At 38.9% G+C, this 17,694-nt stretch carries 10 protein-coding genes; 6 read left to right on the top strand and 4 right to left on the bottom strand.

Going from position 1 to position 17,694, the window contains the following annotated elements:
• Positions 1-122 precede the first annotated feature (122 nt).
• Positions 123-3,035 carry a GH92 family glycosyl hydrolase gene (locus C9J51_RS02060; RefSeq protein ID WP_045037054.1) on the bottom strand — a complete coding sequence of 971 codons (2,913 nt, stop codon included), beginning with the start codon at positions 3,033-3,035 and terminating at the stop codon, positions 123-125.
• 262 nt (positions 3,036-3,297) lie between these two features.
• A complete protein-coding gene (locus C9J51_RS02055; RefSeq protein ID WP_107274824.1) occupies positions 3,298-5,823 on the bottom strand; it encodes a GH92 family glycosyl hydrolase in 2,526 nt (841 codons plus the stop codon).
• Positions 5,824-6,696: 873 nt separating this feature from the next.
• Here C9J51_RS02055 and C9J51_RS02050 point away from each other — a divergent pair.
• The 5 genes from C9J51_RS02050 (at position 6,697) to C9J51_RS02035 (ending at position 12,365) form a co-directional block, all read left to right on the top strand.
• The gene (locus tag C9J51_RS02050; protein ID WP_045037056.1) at positions 6,697-7,014 is read left to right on the top strand and encodes a PTS fructose transporter subunit IIB; all 318 of its coding nucleotides are present in this window, start codon (positions 6,697-6,699) and stop codon (positions 7,012-7,014) included.
• Between the two features lie 28 nt (positions 7,015-7,042).
• Positions 7,043-9,538 carry a phosphoenolpyruvate--protein phosphotransferase gene (gene ptsP, locus C9J51_RS02045; protein WP_107274823.1) on the top strand — a complete coding sequence of 832 codons (2,496 nt, stop codon included), beginning with the start codon at positions 7,043-7,045 and terminating at the stop codon, positions 9,536-9,538.
• 263 nt (positions 9,539-9,801) lie between these two features.
• Positions 9,802-9,954, top strand: a complete 153-nt coding sequence (locus C9J51_RS19440) for a hypothetical protein (protein ID WP_156137072.1) — start codon at positions 9,802-9,804, stop codon at positions 9,952-9,954.
• Entirely contained in the window at positions 9,951-10,901 is a 951-nt protein-coding gene (locus C9J51_RS02040; protein ID WP_045039968.1) for a DMT family transporter, read from the top strand. The genes C9J51_RS19440 and C9J51_RS02040 overlap by 4 nt, the downstream gene beginning before the upstream one ends.
• 9 nt (positions 10,902-10,910) lie before the next feature.
• Positions 10,911-12,365, top strand: a complete 1,455-nt coding sequence (locus C9J51_RS02035) for a sodium:solute symporter family protein (protein WP_045039969.1) — start codon at positions 10,911-10,913, stop codon at positions 12,363-12,365.
• A gap of 40 nt (positions 12,366-12,405) precedes the next feature.
• Here C9J51_RS02035 and C9J51_RS02030 read toward each other — a convergent pair whose 3' ends face one another.
• Entirely contained in the window at positions 12,406-13,329 is a 924-nt protein-coding gene (locus tag C9J51_RS02030; protein ID WP_107274822.1) for a helix-turn-helix transcriptional regulator, read from the bottom strand.
• A 468-nt stretch (positions 13,330-13,797) separates the two neighbouring features.
• Between C9J51_RS02030 and C9J51_RS02025 the strand changes: the two genes are divergently transcribed.
• Positions 13,798-15,030 carry a serine/threonine protein kinase gene (locus C9J51_RS02025; RefSeq protein WP_045039970.1) on the top strand — a complete coding sequence of 411 codons (1,233 nt, stop codon included), beginning with the start codon at positions 13,798-13,800 and terminating at the stop codon, positions 15,028-15,030.
• 300 nt (positions 15,031-15,330) lie between these two features.
• Here the strand turns inward: C9J51_RS02025 and C9J51_RS02020 are convergent, their stop codons facing one another.
• Complete coding sequence (locus C9J51_RS02020; RefSeq protein ID WP_107250119.1) at positions 15,331-17,607, bottom strand: patatin-like phospholipase family protein; 2,277 nt, start codon at positions 17,605-17,607, stop codon at positions 15,331-15,333.
• Positions 17,608-17,694 lie beyond the last annotated feature (87 nt).

Here is a 17,694-nt window from a genome sequence, read left to right as displayed (position 1 = left end):
TTTTTGACATTGATTATGATTTGAATATAAAGAAGATGAATAAAAAAATCCCACGATAGTTAACCGTGGGATTTAGAGAATAATAGCTATAATTAATTTTTATACTTTAATTACATCACTAATTATCGAGCACCAACCGGTAGTGATTTCTCGTGTAAAAACTCACCAATTCCTGTATCTGGTGGTGTCGAATCAGCGGCAGCACCCCACTGTTTATTTGGTGTGTCACCCATTGTGAAGACTAAATCGCCCCCATACATAATTTCATCATGAGTAAGATAGGTACGGTTAAACGCTTTACCATTGAACGTCGCATTTTGAATAAAGATATTTTCACGACTCACATTCTTTGCAACCACATTAAACGACTGTCCGTTACCCACATCAATCGAGGCAGTTTCAAACATTGGTGTACCAATTTCATACACACTGCCTGCATTTACTGGATAGAACCCTAGCGCACGGAACACAAACCACGAAGAAAGCGTACCAAAGTCATCATTACCACAAATACCATCGGCAGTATTGTCGTAGCAAACGTTAGTTGATGCTGCAATCGCTGCTTGAGTCTTCCATGGTTGACCTACGTAGTTATACAAATAAGACACATGTAGATCGGGTTCATTACCTTGAACATGTTGACCAACGTTACCAGTATTAAAGACAGGGAACTGGTTATCGCCTGCATTGCGGTCTGGATATGTTGACCAGTACTCATCTAAACGTGCCGCAAATAAAGCGCCATCTTTCGCTTCAGGATTAAACTTACGATCCGCTTGGGTCATCAGATCTTTTAGACCATGAATATCATGTTGCACACTAAAGAAGTATTGCCAACCGTTTGACTCTGAGAATGCCCAATTAAACATATCAGGACGCCAATCTTTACCTGTGTTTCCACCTGTCACAGGATCGGTCCAGTTCTTATCAATAAATTGGCCATTATTATCACGCGCTTTAAACCACCCTTTCCACGGTGTATTCGCTTCGCCGCCAAAGTCGAACTGTGCTTGCCAGTTATTTGAGCGGTTAGCAAATTCCGTGTAACGTGGATCATCTTCGCCAAACACCAAGGCAATGGATTTTGCAATCATCCAATCGTTCATTGAATATTCAAGTGAATATGACGCTGTCCATGAATCTTTAAATGGCGAATGCTTACCGTATGAATCCGTTTCTGTATCATGCAGTTGTGCTGGCACCCAACCATTTTGCTCATATTCACCAATCCATGACACGCCTTGGCTAGTTTTCCCGCGTGCATCCGTTACCATTGCAGTAATTAAACGTGCTTTAATATTATCTTGATCAGTTTGACTAAAACCAAGTTCTGTCATTCGTGCATCAAGAATACCTTTTGCCAGTACATCATAAATAACTGGGGTTGAATGCATCCCCATCATCATGCCTGTTTCATTACCTTTAAATGTCCACTCAGGTAAACGACCTTTACGAGATTTGCCAGCAGTACCCGCCGCATCAATAGGCGTAAATTCTTCTTCTGCATAAGACAACATTGATAACACAACATCCGCTAATGCATTAGGGGCAAAGATAGACGCAAGCGGTTGTACGTTACGGTAGGTATCCCATAGTGAGAAGGTGTCATAACGAGTAAAGTCAGCCTTACCATCATTGTTAGCATCAGCTAAACGAACATCATCCACTAATGGCGCTTCTTTACCCCAAGATGGACGACCATTTGGATAAGCATTACGACCTTGGAAAGCACGGTAATATTTACCATCAAGATCTGAGTGAGTCGTTTGACCTAAGAAAGCATGGTACATCGCGGTATAGAAAGTTTGCTTATAGGTTTCATCACCTTCAACTTTCACTTTACCCAGTAATGCTTCCCATTCTTCAGTCGCTTCTAAACGTACATCATCAAAATCTTTATCGGCAACTTCGGTTAAGTTTAAGAATGCCCCCGTTAATGGCGCTTTATTAGTGCCATCATTACCAATCGCGGTGCTTGATAATGCCAATTTCGCTTCAACCGCTACCCCTTGTTTTGAAGTGTCAAATTCAACATAAGCGCGAGCATATTGATATTTACCAAACACATCACGATCATTAACGGCATCATAGGTTTGAGAGCCGTTAATTGAGCCTATTTCAGTAAAGTCAGCTGGCGCATTAACGTATTGTTTAGTTTCTTTGTCGTAATAAGCAAAACGGACATTTTTGATCGGTTGATCAAACTCCATCACAAAATATTCTTTCTGAGATGCTGCCCAACCATCAGATAAACGATGACCAATTAAACGGTTATTTTCTTTATCCCAGCGAATAAAAGAATCAGAAGTGTAATCCCAATTAAGCTTAAATCCGGTATTAACGATAATTTCAGATTTCGTGTCGCGTGGGAACGTATAACGGTGCACACCAACACGATCAGACGCTGTCAGTTCAGCAGTAATGTCATAGTCAAGCAACTCAACCTTGTAGTAACCCGCGGTCGCTTGCTCATCTTTATGTTTAAAATGGGATGCTTCTAAATTGAGGGTCGCTGAGCCTTCATTGATCATAAAGTCTGAACGGGAGTTAATTGGCATCACTAAAATGTCATTTAAGTCCCCCGCACCCGCGCCTGATAGATGAGTATGAGAAAAACCACTAGTACGGGCGTCATGGTAATAATAACCAGAAATATATTCCCAACCATTAGAGCCGTTATTCGGGGATAATTGCACCATACCATTAGGGGTAGTTGCACCAGGGTAAGTATTACCTAAATTACCAGTACCAATAAATGGATTAACATAACGGGTGATATCCATGCCCGATAAATCAACCGGAATATGAACCCCCATATCAATAACTGGGTTTTCTGTACTTGGTTTATCGTCACAATCGCCATCGCCAGTCGGTGGACAAACAGGCTTATTCCCGTCATCAATAGGAGGAAGGGTGCCATCACCCTCTGGTACAGTGACATTAACATCAATATTATGCGTATCATCATCACAAGCCGTTAAACCAAATGTAGCAGCGATAACAGCCATTGAAAGTAGGGTACGTTTGAATTTCATTTCAAATCCTTTTCTAATTTATATATTATTTTTTAATGCTGCTATTAATAGCCATTAATAAAAAACCCATTAGCGACCACGTTGAAATAAGCAGCATGTAAGAAACAAATAAAAACAATGTAATTTAAACCCACCGTTTAATTAATATTGAAGCGTAAATGTCAATGATGATTAAACAATGAATGATATAAAGAGACGAACAGTATTTAGAGGCAGACAAACCTCATTGAGTTTATCTGCTACAGATATAAATAATATTAGGTTATTTAATAACGGGCTTTTTATTGGTCATCACAAAGTGTAATTCACCACCAGCCATAATATCACTATGAGCAAAGGTGTAATTATTGCCCAATGGTTTTCCATTAATAGTAACGGATGCAATATAGATATTATCAGGGCTATTATTTTCAGCAGTTATCGTAAATTGACCGCCATCAATATCAAATTTCACTTCATCAAACAGTGGTCGTCCAATGGTATAAATCGGTGCACCAGGAGTAACTTGATAGAAACCTAACGCCCCCATAATGTACCAAGCAGACATTTGCCCTACATCTTCATTACCAATTAAACCGGCTTTAGTTGGATGAAAGAATTCTTTCATCGCCTGATCGACATATTCTTGCGTCTTCCAAGGCTCTGCCGTCCAGTTATACAGATATGGCACATGATGATCGGGTTCATTACCCATGATGAATTGACCAATATAACCTGTCATATCGCCTTGAGAAGTATCAGCTTTGTCACTAGCGGTAAACAACGCATCTAAGTTCTGTAAGAAACCTGCCTCACCGCCCATGGTCTGCTTTAAACCTGCAATGTCATGCGGTGCAAACCATGTCCATTGCCATGTATTCCCTTCCGTGAAATCTTGACCACGGTGCTCGGCGCGATAAGGCCAGAAAATATCAAACGATGTGGCATCATTAATATCACAACCCTCAGGTAACGGCGTAATTGGATCACCTTGACCATCAATAGCACATGATGGATAGTTATTTACCCATGAACCATCATGATTTTTAGGGCGCATAAATCCAGTTGCACCATATTTACCATATTCGCTAACATTATAATCAAAATAAGGTTTATAAGCTTGTGAACGTGCCATATAACGTTGATATTGAGCATCATCACCTGCTAATTTCGCAATCTGAGCAATACACCAATCGTAGTAAGCATTTTCTAATCCGTATGACACTGATTCATTAACCAATTCATCGTATTTATCTTGCGCGACGCCACCATCTTGCGGCTTTTTCTTGGCATCTGCTGGCACATAACCGTGTTGCTCAGCATATTCACCATGACGGGTCATGACCGTAAAACGTTTATCACCATTCCACGCATCTTTATAAGGCACCCAATCTTGCGTAATAGCTAAATCAAAGTTAGCTGACACATCGGCTGCTTTAAGGGCTAATTCAAAATCTTGTTGAGTAAAAGCATCAGGGTATTTCACCATGACATCGGCAATCACAGAAACCGCAGGATAACCGACCATTTCACCGGTGTAATCAGAATGCAATTCCCACTTAGGTAATACACCACCAGTTTTAAATTTATTCATCAAATCATGGGCGTATTCAATTGCGCGTTCTTTATCAATAATGGTTTTAAGTGGATGAGCAGCGCGGAATGTATCCCACATTGAATACACTGAATAGTTAGTAAAATCAGCATCAGCTTGATGGACTTTGCCATCCATACCACGGTATTTACCATCAACGTCTTGATACACAAACGGTGCGACATAAGTACGGTAAAGCGAGGTATAGAACATGGTCTTATCAGCTTGGGTTCCCCCTTTAATGGTGAATTTATTTAATACCTTCGCCCATTGCTGTTGGTTGTCAGCCACAACCTCATCAAAATCATAGCCGTTGTCGTCAGCTTGTAAGTTGGCCATCGCACCATCAATACTGGTACCAGAGATGGCAATCTTAACCGTGATAGGCTGATCACCGTCACCAAAGTTAAGGTGGGTCACCACATCACGTACTCGATCACGTTTATCGCCGTAACCTTGATAATCGGCTAATCCAACTTCTGTTGCAGCAGTTTGCTTACCTTCAACATACGCCATATGGCCGCTAAACGGTTCTGAAAATTCAGCATAGAAATATACCGTTTGCCACTGACCCCATTCATTGCTGGTACGCGCCCCCGCGATGGCATTATCTGCCACTTTTTTATAGTAGATACTACGAGAGTGGTTTCCGTATTGTTCGAGTAACTCATGCTGTAAATCGATCTTTACTTTACGATCGACACCAGCAGGAAAACTGTAACGCTGAAAAGCAACTCGATCCGTTGCTGTTAATTCAGCTTTAACTTTTGTTTCAATAAGATCTACCGCGTAATAGCCCACTTTTGATATTTCAGTTTGCTTATCCATCGTAACAGCGGTTGAGTGAAAGCCGGTATAAGGTAAGAACGCAAAATCATTAAGATCCCCTTTACCTGCACCTGAAATATGAGTGGTACTAAATCCTGATAATTGATTTAAATAGTGATGATAATCAGACGGCGATCCTTTCCCCTCCCAATTCGTTGGATTCCAGTTATCTGGGCTTGGTTGGATCATTCCTTCAGGGGTTACAGGGCTAGGATTAACATTGCCTAAACCATCAGTGCCAATCAAAGGATCAACATAGTTAAGTACCGCTAATGTTGGCAGATTATCGTTTTTATCCGTTGATGGTTGGGTTGAATTATCATTATTACAGCCGACAAGACCAACAGAAAGAGCAATTGCTGCTGCGACGATTGACAGTTTAAACATGGTTTTCTATCCCTATTTTTTAATTGCACCACACTCTTACTGAGCAAGGTTGATATTATTAAAACAATTGGATCAATAAGATTAAATAAAATCACTATTCGTTTTATTTACTTAATGTAATTTCACTTAGTTATTGACTCGTATTATTAAAAATAAAGATTTATGGTGATATAGGATAATTTACGCATTCACTGTATATTTGTAACAACACCTAATCGCTGTGAGTAGGCTCTCATTGTTATATAGCGATATTTTGACTCAATATCACAGTTTATTATTTTAATTTAAATATAAGTAATGGCAGTTTAAAATAGATCTATTTTTAAACATCACCACTCTTATTTAAATAATACTGCGTGATATCACATAAAAAACGATTAGATAGAATAGTGCTATTAAAGTGATATTTATCCACTATTTATATTTTTAATTTAAGTAATAATTAACTCACAGAATAAAATATTATCATTATCTTCCCGAAAAATGACCTTTAGCAGCATGCAGTCCCCCGCTCATGCTGCCTTTTTATTATTACGTGACTATAACCTCTCTCCTATTTATGCATCTTTCTTCTTAACACCACATTCTAAACACTATTAATTAATCATAACGACACCATTTCTCCCTTATACCCCCTTATAAATGCAACCAACCATCATCAAAGTACGATTACCTTTTAGTAACCAACGCACAAAAATGCTAATCATTACTGAGAACATTCACCAAAAATGCAATGAGATCCTTATCACGGTTGGTTATTACGGTTACAAATGTCCTATAAAAGCGTCGTTTCTCTTCTATCTTGCTCTCTATTAACTGCTTATATTTATGCCATTGCCCTAGCATTACATTATCTAACAGCAGGAGAGACATATGAGAGTTGTCGCGATCACCGCATGTCCAACCGGAATTGCACATACCTACATGGCAGCCGACAAGCTCACTGAGACAGCGAAAAAACTCGGGATCACAATAAAAGTCGAAACCCAAGGAGCAATGGGAGTAGAAAATCGCCTCACCGACCAGGATGTTGAGCGTGCTGATATTGTGATTCTCGCGGCCGACATTAATGTCGAGCAAAGTGACCGTTTTACAAACCATCGCTGTCTAGAAGTTTCTATTCAAGATGCATTACAGCGTCCACGACGTATTTTTTCTCAATGTCAGCAACTGTTGTTAGCTCACCAATAACATTAAATAAATTTAAGGCGTATTATTTATGGCTCACCAATTTCAGTTTCAATGTGTATTACCTAATGGCATTCATGCGCGTCCAGCCAACCATTTAGAACAACAGTGCCGTCAGTTTGAGTGTCAAATTAGCTTAACCAATCACCGCACTAATAATTCAGGTGATGCGAAAAGTGTTTTGGCATTAGTGGGTACAGATACGCTATTAAATGATAACTGCACATTAAGCTTTGAAGGCGCAGACAGTGAACAAGCCTGTCAGGCACTTCAAACTTACATTGACCAACAATTTCCGCATTGTGATGAAGCATTAGAGACGTTATCGAATGATAGTGAGATCGTGTTACCGCAATCATTATTACGTCATCAGCCACATTTAATCACCGGAAAGCGTCTTGCTGCGGGTATTGGTCACGGTGTATTAACCGCAATGAGCCAAATTGATCCACAGCAGTTTGCAACAGCAGCCCACGATGACAATGAAGCGCAACGGTTTGAACAAGCACGAGCGCAAGTAAGTACTAACTTAAATCACATCATTGCAAACGGCTCACACCACGAACAAGAAATTACCAGCGCGCATTTAGCGATCATTAACGATTCAAGTTTTATTGATGGTGTCACAACCCTGCTAACTACCCATTCAACGGCTAATGCTATTTTAGCGGTGATGGAAAAACTGTGTCATCAACTTGAACAGTCAGCAAGCAGTTACTTACGTGAACGCGTACTGGATATAAAAGATGTATCAATCCAGTTATTAACGGCGGCTTACCCTACTGTATTAGATACTCAAACCGCATTTTCGCTACAACAACCAAGTATTATTATTGCAAACGATTTAACCCCAAGTCAGTTTTTAGGGCTGGATAAAGCGTTATTGCAAGGTTTAGTATTAACTCATGCAGGTAGCACTTCACATACGGTAATTTTGGCACGCGCATTTAATATTCCTACCCTCTCAGGTATTGAAATCAAAGAGTGTGCAGTGGCATTAGATCATCGTGTTTACCTTGATGCCCAATTAGGCGTACTGGCTATCGAACCTAGCATCGAAGTTAGTGGTTACTTCAACCGTGCAATCACATTAGCTAACACCCTAAAAGAGCAGCAAAGTTTGTACGCCCACCAGCAAGCAACCACCAAAGATGGTCACACTATCGAAGTGGCTGCCAATATTGCTTGTTCAGTTGAAGCAGATAACGCATTTGCACAAGGGGCTGAAGGTATTGGTTTGTTCCGTACTGAAATGCTGTTTATGGATCGTCAACAAGCACCCGATGAAGAAGAGCAGTTTAATCATTACTGTGAAGTACTCACAGCAGCCAATGGTAAACCGGTGATCATTCGTACCATGGATATTGGTGGCGATAAGCCCATTGATTACCTTGCCCTACCCCATGAAAATAACCCGTTCTTAGGTTACCGTGCAGTCCGTATTTATCCGCAATTTTTAGCACTGTTCCATACCCAACTAACCGCGATTTTACGTGCCTCTGTACATGGCAAAGCCAAAATCATGATCCCAATGATTCAAAGCATTGAAGAAATCCGTTGGGTTAAGCAACAGCTAGAAATTGTTAAACAGCAACTGACTGAGCAAAACATTGCTTTTGATGCTGATCTGCAATTGGGCATCATGGTTGAAATCCCATCAGTGGCATTTATTGTTGATTTGTTCTGTAAAGAAGTCGATTTCTTCAGTATTGGCTCAAACGATATGACCCAGTATTTATTAGCGGTTGATCGTGATAATGCCAGCGTATCAAAACTGTATAACAGCTTAGCTCCTGCGTTCCTTCGCTTATTAAAGCAAGTGGTTACTACCGCGCATGCTCACGGTAAATGGGTCGGCTTATGTGGTGAACTTGGCGCAGACAGTAAAGTATTACCATTATTAGTTGGTGCTGGTTTAAATGAAATCAGTATGAGTGCACCAAAAATTGCGGCCACCAAAGCACAGCTAACTGAGATTAACTTTGCAGATAGCCAAACGTTATTTGCAGAAGCATGTGAGTGCGCCACCATTGAAGAGGTTGAAGCACTACTTGAACAACGTCATGCTCAAGCACAAGTTAAACCCATCTTGGTTCAGCAATGTGTATTTAAAGCCGCCGATTTTGCAAACAAAGAAGAAGTGATCCAAGCGCTAGTCGGCAACTTAGGTATTCAAGGCCGTACTGATGATGTATATAAACTTGAAGAAGATGTTTGGGCACGTGAAGCGGTATTCTCTACGGGTTTAGGGCATGGATTTGCAATTCCACATACTAAGTCTGAGCATATTCGTCATTCTAGTATCAGTATTGCGCATCTCGATAAACCGATTGATTGGATGTCAGATTCTGGTGAGGTTGATTTCGTTATCATGCTAACCCTAAATAAAGACCAAGGCGATCAACACATGCGTATCTTTGCAGGCCTAGCCCGTAAACTTATCCATGAGAGTTTCCGCGATAGCTTACGCCAAGCTGAATCGCCAGAGGCTATCATTGCCATTATTTCCGAACAAATTGGTTTGTAATTCAAACGTAAGCTTATCAATATAAAGCTCCTCTCTTGAGGGGCTTTGTCATTTTAAACCACCACCAAATTATCAATTCCCCTTCCCTTTTCGGCTTCGCGTCTAAAAATGACCCAGATCTCATTTCAAAATAGAAAGCATTTATTGGTTATTTTATAGCAGCTTTTAGCTAGCCCATTAACTAAAAATCATCAATTATTGTTATTAATAAATAGTAGCATTTCCTTTAATTACTTCCGCTTCTTAAACATAAGGAAAAAGTAATGCCAACAGGTTATTGGACAATTGATGCTTTTATTATTGCCAATATCATCCTCTGGATCACTGTCACTGGTGTTTTTATTTATCAACAGTATTCCGATGGTGGGTCATTGGTTAACCCATCAAATAGTACCCATTCAAGGAGTATAAAATGAACCCTAAAACGCTTGGATATACCACTATGATTGTTTCTGCCACACTGATGGGCTGTGTTGGTTTATTTTCTAGGAACATTAATACCAGTGGCGATGTTATTGCATTTACTCGTATGATCGTTGGCGCAGTCTGTATTTTTGCTATTATGATCTACCAAGGTAAAGCGCAACAACTAAAAAGCATTAAACTCACCCCCGCAGTAATCACCAGTGGCGTGTGCTTAGGATTATGTTTAGCCGCTTATGTCTCTGCGACCCAATATACAACCTTAGCCAATGCGGTATTTTTAATTTATACCGGCCCTGTTTTCTCTACTATTTTAGCGGCTATTTTCTTAAAAGAGAAAATTTCAGCCCTTACTGCATCGATGTTAACCGCGGTATTTATTGGCTGTTTATTTATTATCGGCATTATCAGTTATACCCCTCAAACAGGGTTAACATTATCGTTGTCGTTTTCTAAAGAAAATATGGTCGGTGATATTCTGGGATTAATATCAGGTATCGGCTATGGCTTGTATCTATTCTTTAGTCGTTACCGTACCGATATTGGTTCAGACTCGCGTTCATTATTTAACTTTTCATTTGGTGCGATAGCCATTGCGATTTGCTTTGTCATTAATCCACCATCATTAGCAGCAATGGATGGCACCTCATGGTTATGGCTAATTTCAATGGGGTTCTTTATTGGTTTTGGCGCATTGTCATTATTAACCATTGCCGCTAAACATTTAAAAGCCGCTGAACTGGCATGTATTTCTTATTTAGAGACTGTTGTTGGTGCAGGGCTGGGTATTTTAGTCTTTAGTGAATCATTAACGGTTTTACAAGCTATTGGTGGCGTATTGGTGATTGGGGGAGGTATGGGAGAGATCGTGATTAATATCATCAAGAAACGGGCATTATCTCATAAACCGCAATCTCACAAACCATTACCACTATTATAAGGTGACACGATGAATACCTCACTCAACTGGGGCTTACTATTCGTGACCGTGACGATTATGGTCGGTTTAGCCCTTTACAGTAATAAAGTGATGCACAGTAGCAAGGGTGAGGGTGGTTTTTTATTGGCCGCTAATTGTTTAGGCCCTTTTATTGGAGCCTCGACTATCGTTGCAACCGCGTTTTCTGGCTGGGGATTTATGGGATCGCCTGGGGTTGCCTATAAATATGGTGTAATTGAATTATTAGGTAATTTTTTCTTTGCGCCAGCCATGATTTTAGCGGTCCTTTTTTGTGCGCGATTTCTACACCAAAAAGCCCAAACTATGGGGACATTAACAATTGCTGAATATATTGCCGTCAGCCATGACGGTCCACAAAGTGTCAAACGTATTACCCAAGCATTCTGTGCCATTATAACCATTGTGCTATTACTGATTTTTCTCGTCGGTCAAATTAAAGCATTAGGATTATTAGCCGGACAATGGCTGGGTATCAGCCAAACAACCGCCTCGTTTATTATGGTCGCGATTATTATTCTCTACACCTCTATTGGAGGGCTTGCCGCCGTCGCGTTTACGGATACCTTTATGGTGCTCGGTATGTGCTTATCCGCCATTATTATTATGGTGACTATTTTTACAGATCTTCCTCCGCAACAATTAATAGAACAACTTAATAGCATCGACACAAACTTATTAGATCCACAAGATTCAGGGCCTTATGGTAGCAGCCGCTGGCATGTTCTAATGGTACTGCCCTATGCGTTTATTTACAGTGCAACCCTACCTTATATGTCCGTACGTTTTATGGCATTTGCTAACACCACGAAATTGCATCATGTCGCGGCTTATATGATGCCAATGGCGTGTTTATTGAGCCTTGTTCCTATTGTTGGCTGTTATATTCGTGTAAAGGTGCCCACACTTACCAACCCTGACGATGCCATGCCCGTCTTTCTGACCCAATTTCTCTCACCTTATTTATCTGCAATTGTGACCCTGTTTATTTTATTTGCAATGAAATCAACGGCAAACTCAGTTTTACATGCTATTTCAGGCGCAGTGTCTCATGATTTACGCCAAGCATTGTGGCCACATTCCTCCCTGACAGCGAAGCAACTATTACTGCTTAATCGTAGTGCCGTGTTGGGCCTTGGAGGGTTAGGGTTTATTATCATGCTGTTTGCGCCCCCTTTTATGCTGTCAATGTTGGCTATTTTAGGCTCAGGTACTTTAATGGCAGCATTGGTCGCCCCAACGTTATTAGCTCATTGGTTTCCTGGTAATATTTATGCAGCACTCAGTGCATTAGTGATTGGCTTTTTTAGTGGATGCTTACTGTTTGTCGAGTTTCAGTTAGGCTGGGTTGAAGCACCACTTTATGCTTCACTATTGGCATGTTGTAGTTATGCATTGGTGGCAAAATGTTGCCAATATCAGTTAATTGCAAATTATCTACGTTAATTATAACAAGAGAATAATTTCACCGTTATTCTCTTATTATTTATACAACCACATTGGTTTGCCACTGGTGAAATTGTTTTTGTAATTGGCCTTGTATCGATTGTGAATTATCAATGTTTTCCCGTAGCGACAAATGATTGGCTCGATAATAGCGAGGCGTTACGTGCAATAACGTTTTAAATTTTTCATTAAAGTTGGATAACGATGAAAAACCCACTTCGGCCCCAATATAAGCAATCGTCCAATCTGTCGACACTAAATATCTTGCTGCTTGTTTCACCCGCTGCTCAATTAAATATTGCCGAAATGTCACCCCTAAATGAGTATGAAAAAACCGCGAAAATGTACTTTCAGCCATGTGTAATTGCTGGGCAACAATAGTCACAGTTAACGGTTCTGCAAGATTTGAAGTAATGTACTGCAATACAAGATCAACCCGATTTTCGGTTCTTTTTGTGGTAGAAAAAGCAAGCTGGTGGGTTTCTAATATTTGCTGCGGTTTAGTTTTTGTTAATTGATCAAGTAACATCAATATATTGAGTAGTTGCTTAAAATCAAACGTGTTCTCGATGTTATCTATAATTTCAAATAGTGGTCCTAGCTCCTCACCGTCAAACAACAAGCCTTGTTTAGCATGATCTAACATGTTTTTTATATTATTAAACTGAATACTATCAATAAACGTTTGCCCCAATGCATTTAAACGAAAATGCAATGCATCACCTGCCGTTATTTTATTATTAACGGCCTCAACACTAATTTTAAAAGGATTAAAAGGCGCTAATAAAACTAATTGCCCAACAGCTAACGGAATTTGAGTGGATGATAAATGTAATATGCAGCCATTTTTTTTAGGGCGAATCAATATATAATCAGCACCAAAAATAAAATTCTTATTCTCAATCAGTGGTTGTAAATCAAACATCAAAAATTTAGGCGTATTTGCTATTATCTTTTGATACATAACCTGCTCTCCTTTACTCAGCCTATTATTACAACTTTATGCCACAGAGCTAGATGCTTTAATAAAAAGTGAGCAGTTATTCACTGACCCAATAAATTCTTTTTTCAAATATGTGATATTCCATCAAGCTTTTTAAGTAATAACTGAAATTAGCATATTAATTGTGCCATAAAAATCGTCATTACTGATTGTTCTTTATTATTCATAACCCAAAAGTGTAACAACCGCTATAAATACCATTCTCAGCATATAATCGACATTTATCAGCAGAACTTCGCTATAAAATGAATTTTAAAGGCGCATTATAAAGTCATTGAAGAGCACAACACATGGCCTTCAACAGTGAGAGGCAGCGAAATAACACATTGTTAAATAACAACAATAAATATTTGCCATAGATCATCTAACGAGCAATGTGTCAATAAACTCTGTTTCAATACAATTATTCATTCTCATGGAGAATTTGCAATGAGTATTTCTAACGACTTTTATCCAAATGCTTCTTTACCCCTTGAGCGTAAAGAATCTGGTGTACCTTATGTTAGACCGGGCCTACATGTTGAATCTTATAACGATTTCGATCCTCTTCGCCATGTGATTGTTGGTATTGCTGATAACCAACATATTCCAGAAGCTTGCCCTGCCAGTAATGAAAAAATCCCTGCTGATTCACCAATGCGTGGTAGCAAAGCGGGACGTCGTACTCAAGAATCTATTGATCGTGCAAATGAGTGTTTAAATGGCTTTGCTCAGATCCTTGAAAATCGCGGCATCATCGTTGATCGTCCAGGAGCGGTTGACTGGCATAATAGTATCAATACCCCTGATTTTTCGATTAGCTCTGGCTTTGGCTGTATGCCACCTCGTGACTGCTTGCTTACCATGGGTAAAAGCATGCTAATGGCACCGATGAGCTTTCGTAGCCGCTATTTTGAATATTTGGCATACACAGATCTTCTACGTGAGTATTTTGAATCAGATCAACAATGCATGATCGAGCAAGCACCACGCCCTCGCTTATCTGACGATAGTTTCCGTATGGATTATGTTGCTGCCTATGAATATTTATCTGATGAAGAAACAATGGCGCGTTCATTAAATAAAGAATACAGCACCAGAGAAACAGATATTCTCTTTGATGCCGCAGATGTTATGCGTTTAGGTAAAGATATCTTTGTCCAACATGGTCTTACAACTAACTTAGCGGGTATTCACTGGATCAAGCGTAAATATGAGCCAATGGGATATCGTATTCACACGTTAAGCTTTGCTGATAACCATCCCATTCATATTGACGCAACATTCTGTCCTTTACGCCCAGGCTTAATGTTACTTAACCCACATCGGCCATTATTTGCAGGTCAACGTGAAATTTTTGAAAAGAATGATTGGCAGATTGTTGAAGCGGTTAAACCTGCGTGGGATAACCCGCCACCACTTTGTTATTCAAGCACATGGCTATCAATGAATACTTTAATCATTGATCATAAAACAGTGTGTGTTGAAGCCAGTGAAAAAGCACAAATGGAGCAATTTGATAAACTCGGCTTTAACGTTATTCCCGTTGATTTACGTGATGCTTATGCATTTGGCGGCGGCTTACACTGTGCAACAGCTGATGTATGGCGTGAAGGTAAGTGTGAAGATTATTTCCCTAATCAATTTAGTGGATCACATAATATTTCACATTGGGAATACTAAATAATCATTCTATTATTCGCCCCTTATTAATCGATATTATTAGGGGGCATTTTTATGCCTGTATTCAATCAAATTAATAACAAAAAAAAACGAGCCTCAAGAGGCTCGAAAAATCATATAATACTTTTAAATATTTTCTTCTTATTTATATCCTTATAAATAAAAACAAATAAAAGCAAAAGTGTATCGTTAACAATTATCAACTAAATTCATTTTATTTTGTCAAATATATGTAAAGTATTAAATATATATTCATCTACAATACCCTTCCATTATAAATAAACATCAATGCATTTGTATTTATAATGTTCCACCTAATGAAAGATAGAATGAACTTTCACCTGTTGATGTTTGACCATAACTCAAATAAACCGGTCCTAAAATCGAATCTGCGGCAACATACACACTACCCGCAGTAATTGCACTGCGCCAACTCATTTCAGAAGTACGAGCCCATACGCCACCTTTTTCAAGTGATCCACCAACATATACTGGAAATTTAAATGCACCAAAATTATTATCAATAACACGATAACGATATATTAAACTGGTTAAAGCACTATAACGACCATTTATTTCATAACGGTGATACCCTGATAAATTAAATAACCCACCGAGATCTTGTGCATAGATAGGTAGTAAATTATCGGCATCTGAACCCGCTGTTTTTATTGAAAATACAACAGTATGTTTATCATATGTAAATGGCTTTATTATTGATAAATTATAATACACTGTATCCCCAGATTCTGATAAACCTGAATTTGGTCGACGAAAGGTATTACTATAACCAATCTCACTATTTAAATAAGAACCATAAGATGGAAAGAAAAAGCTGTCTAAATCATCATAGGTAAAATCTAAATATGGCCCATATAAATCATAATCTTCTTTGCTGTCCAGTGCTGATACCTTAATACTGCCAGTCTGACCTTTATAGCCTAATGTTAATGCCGCCCATGGTTTTATATTCCATCCCATTTCAGCATAAGCATTTGTTTGATTATATTTAGCATCAATATTTTTTAATTCAGCATCTACATTAGAATAACTAAAATTATCAAATCGACGAATTTCATTACTCGTTTCAGCACCAAATGCAGTGAAAAAGTGTTGTTGATAATCTATAGGGAAATAAAATTCAGTAGTGATATTTTTCCAACTACCCAATTTCCATTCTAACAACCACTCACCACCTTTATCAGTTAGATCGGTATAAACATATTGTGCGCCAAAAGAAAAATCAGAACGACTTTCAAAGTCATCTTCAAATGCCAATGTAAAGTTTAAATATCCAGGACCCCAAGATTTTTCATTAATATCCATAATGAGAATATTTTTATTATCTTTTTGTTTTATTGAATAATTAATTCGCCCATATATATCTTCACTTTGTAAACGTTTAACAGCCTGCTCTAATTCCTCATTAGAAATTACTTTATCTTTTTTTAATTCTAATTTAGCTAATAATGTTTTATCCGGTAAATTAGTATTATTTATAATTTCAATATCATCAATAAAATAAGAGTCTTGTGCCGATAATCGTGCTCGTCTCATGTTTTTTTGCTTATTATATTTCGCATAATCAGCAACAGATAATTGATAACGTAATAAACGAGGAAGTGATGCTTGGGCTATTTTTCGCCCAGCTTGATAAGCTTGATCTAACTTATCAAAATCAGCTGCGGTCATAAAAGAAACATTGGGTTGCAAATAAATATCATTGGGCTTCATTAAGCTTTTTTGATAATCAGCACTGGCATTGGTCATAAACGTTGTTAGCTGTGACACAATATTTAATGCACTGTCTAACTCTTTTTTAGGCATTAAACTATCACGTAAATCAACCGCAATAATAACATCAGCCCCAAGCTGTCTTGCTACATCAACCGGCATGTTATTAACGACCCCACCGTCAACAAGTAACTTATTATCTAGGTGGACGGGTTTTAATGCGCCAGGAACGGTCATGGATGCTTGCATGGCTGTCGCTAAATTACCAGAACCAATCACAACAGGAGTTACCTTAGTAATATCAGTGGCAACACTGCGGTAAGGAATAGCAAGCCGATCAAAGGTTTTTAATGCTGGTAAGTTAACCGTAAGCTCTCGTAGAATAACAGCTAATCCTTGACCTTGAAAAGCGCCAGGACGAGACTTAAACTCACCATTGATATCTAAACCTAAATCGGTATGTAATTGATAAGTATCACCTTGTTTTTTTCTTCGTAACGAGAGATCATTACGACTAGCTCGATCGATATACCCCGTATTCCAGTCAATACTAAACGTTCTTGTTTTAACGTCTTGTGCTGAAAAACCCATCGCGTACATGCCACCGACATAGGCTCCCATACTCGTACCCGTCACAATATCAACCGGAATTCGATTTTCTTCTAAAACTTCAAGTACGCCAATATGTGCCGCACCTTTAGCGCCACCACCACTAAGTACTAGTCCAATTTTAGGGCGATCAATAACCGGGCGATCTACTGCTGCAGCATAGATATTAACAGCTGGTGTACTAATTAAAATACAATATACAGCACTGCTAAAATTCTTTTTACTAAACAACATCGTCTAACTCCGCGAGCAATAATACTTAGTGCCACGTAATATTCATCCAATATTACGTGTTAACTCATTGATGTGTATTAAAACAAA

This window comes from Photobacterium iliopiscarium (assembly GCF_003026395.1).
Classification (GTDB): Bacteria; Pseudomonadota; Gammaproteobacteria; order Enterobacterales; family Vibrionaceae; genus Photobacterium; species Photobacterium iliopiscarium.
Note: the sequence above shows the minus strand (reverse complement) of the source record. Positions and strands in the feature narration are given on the sequence as shown.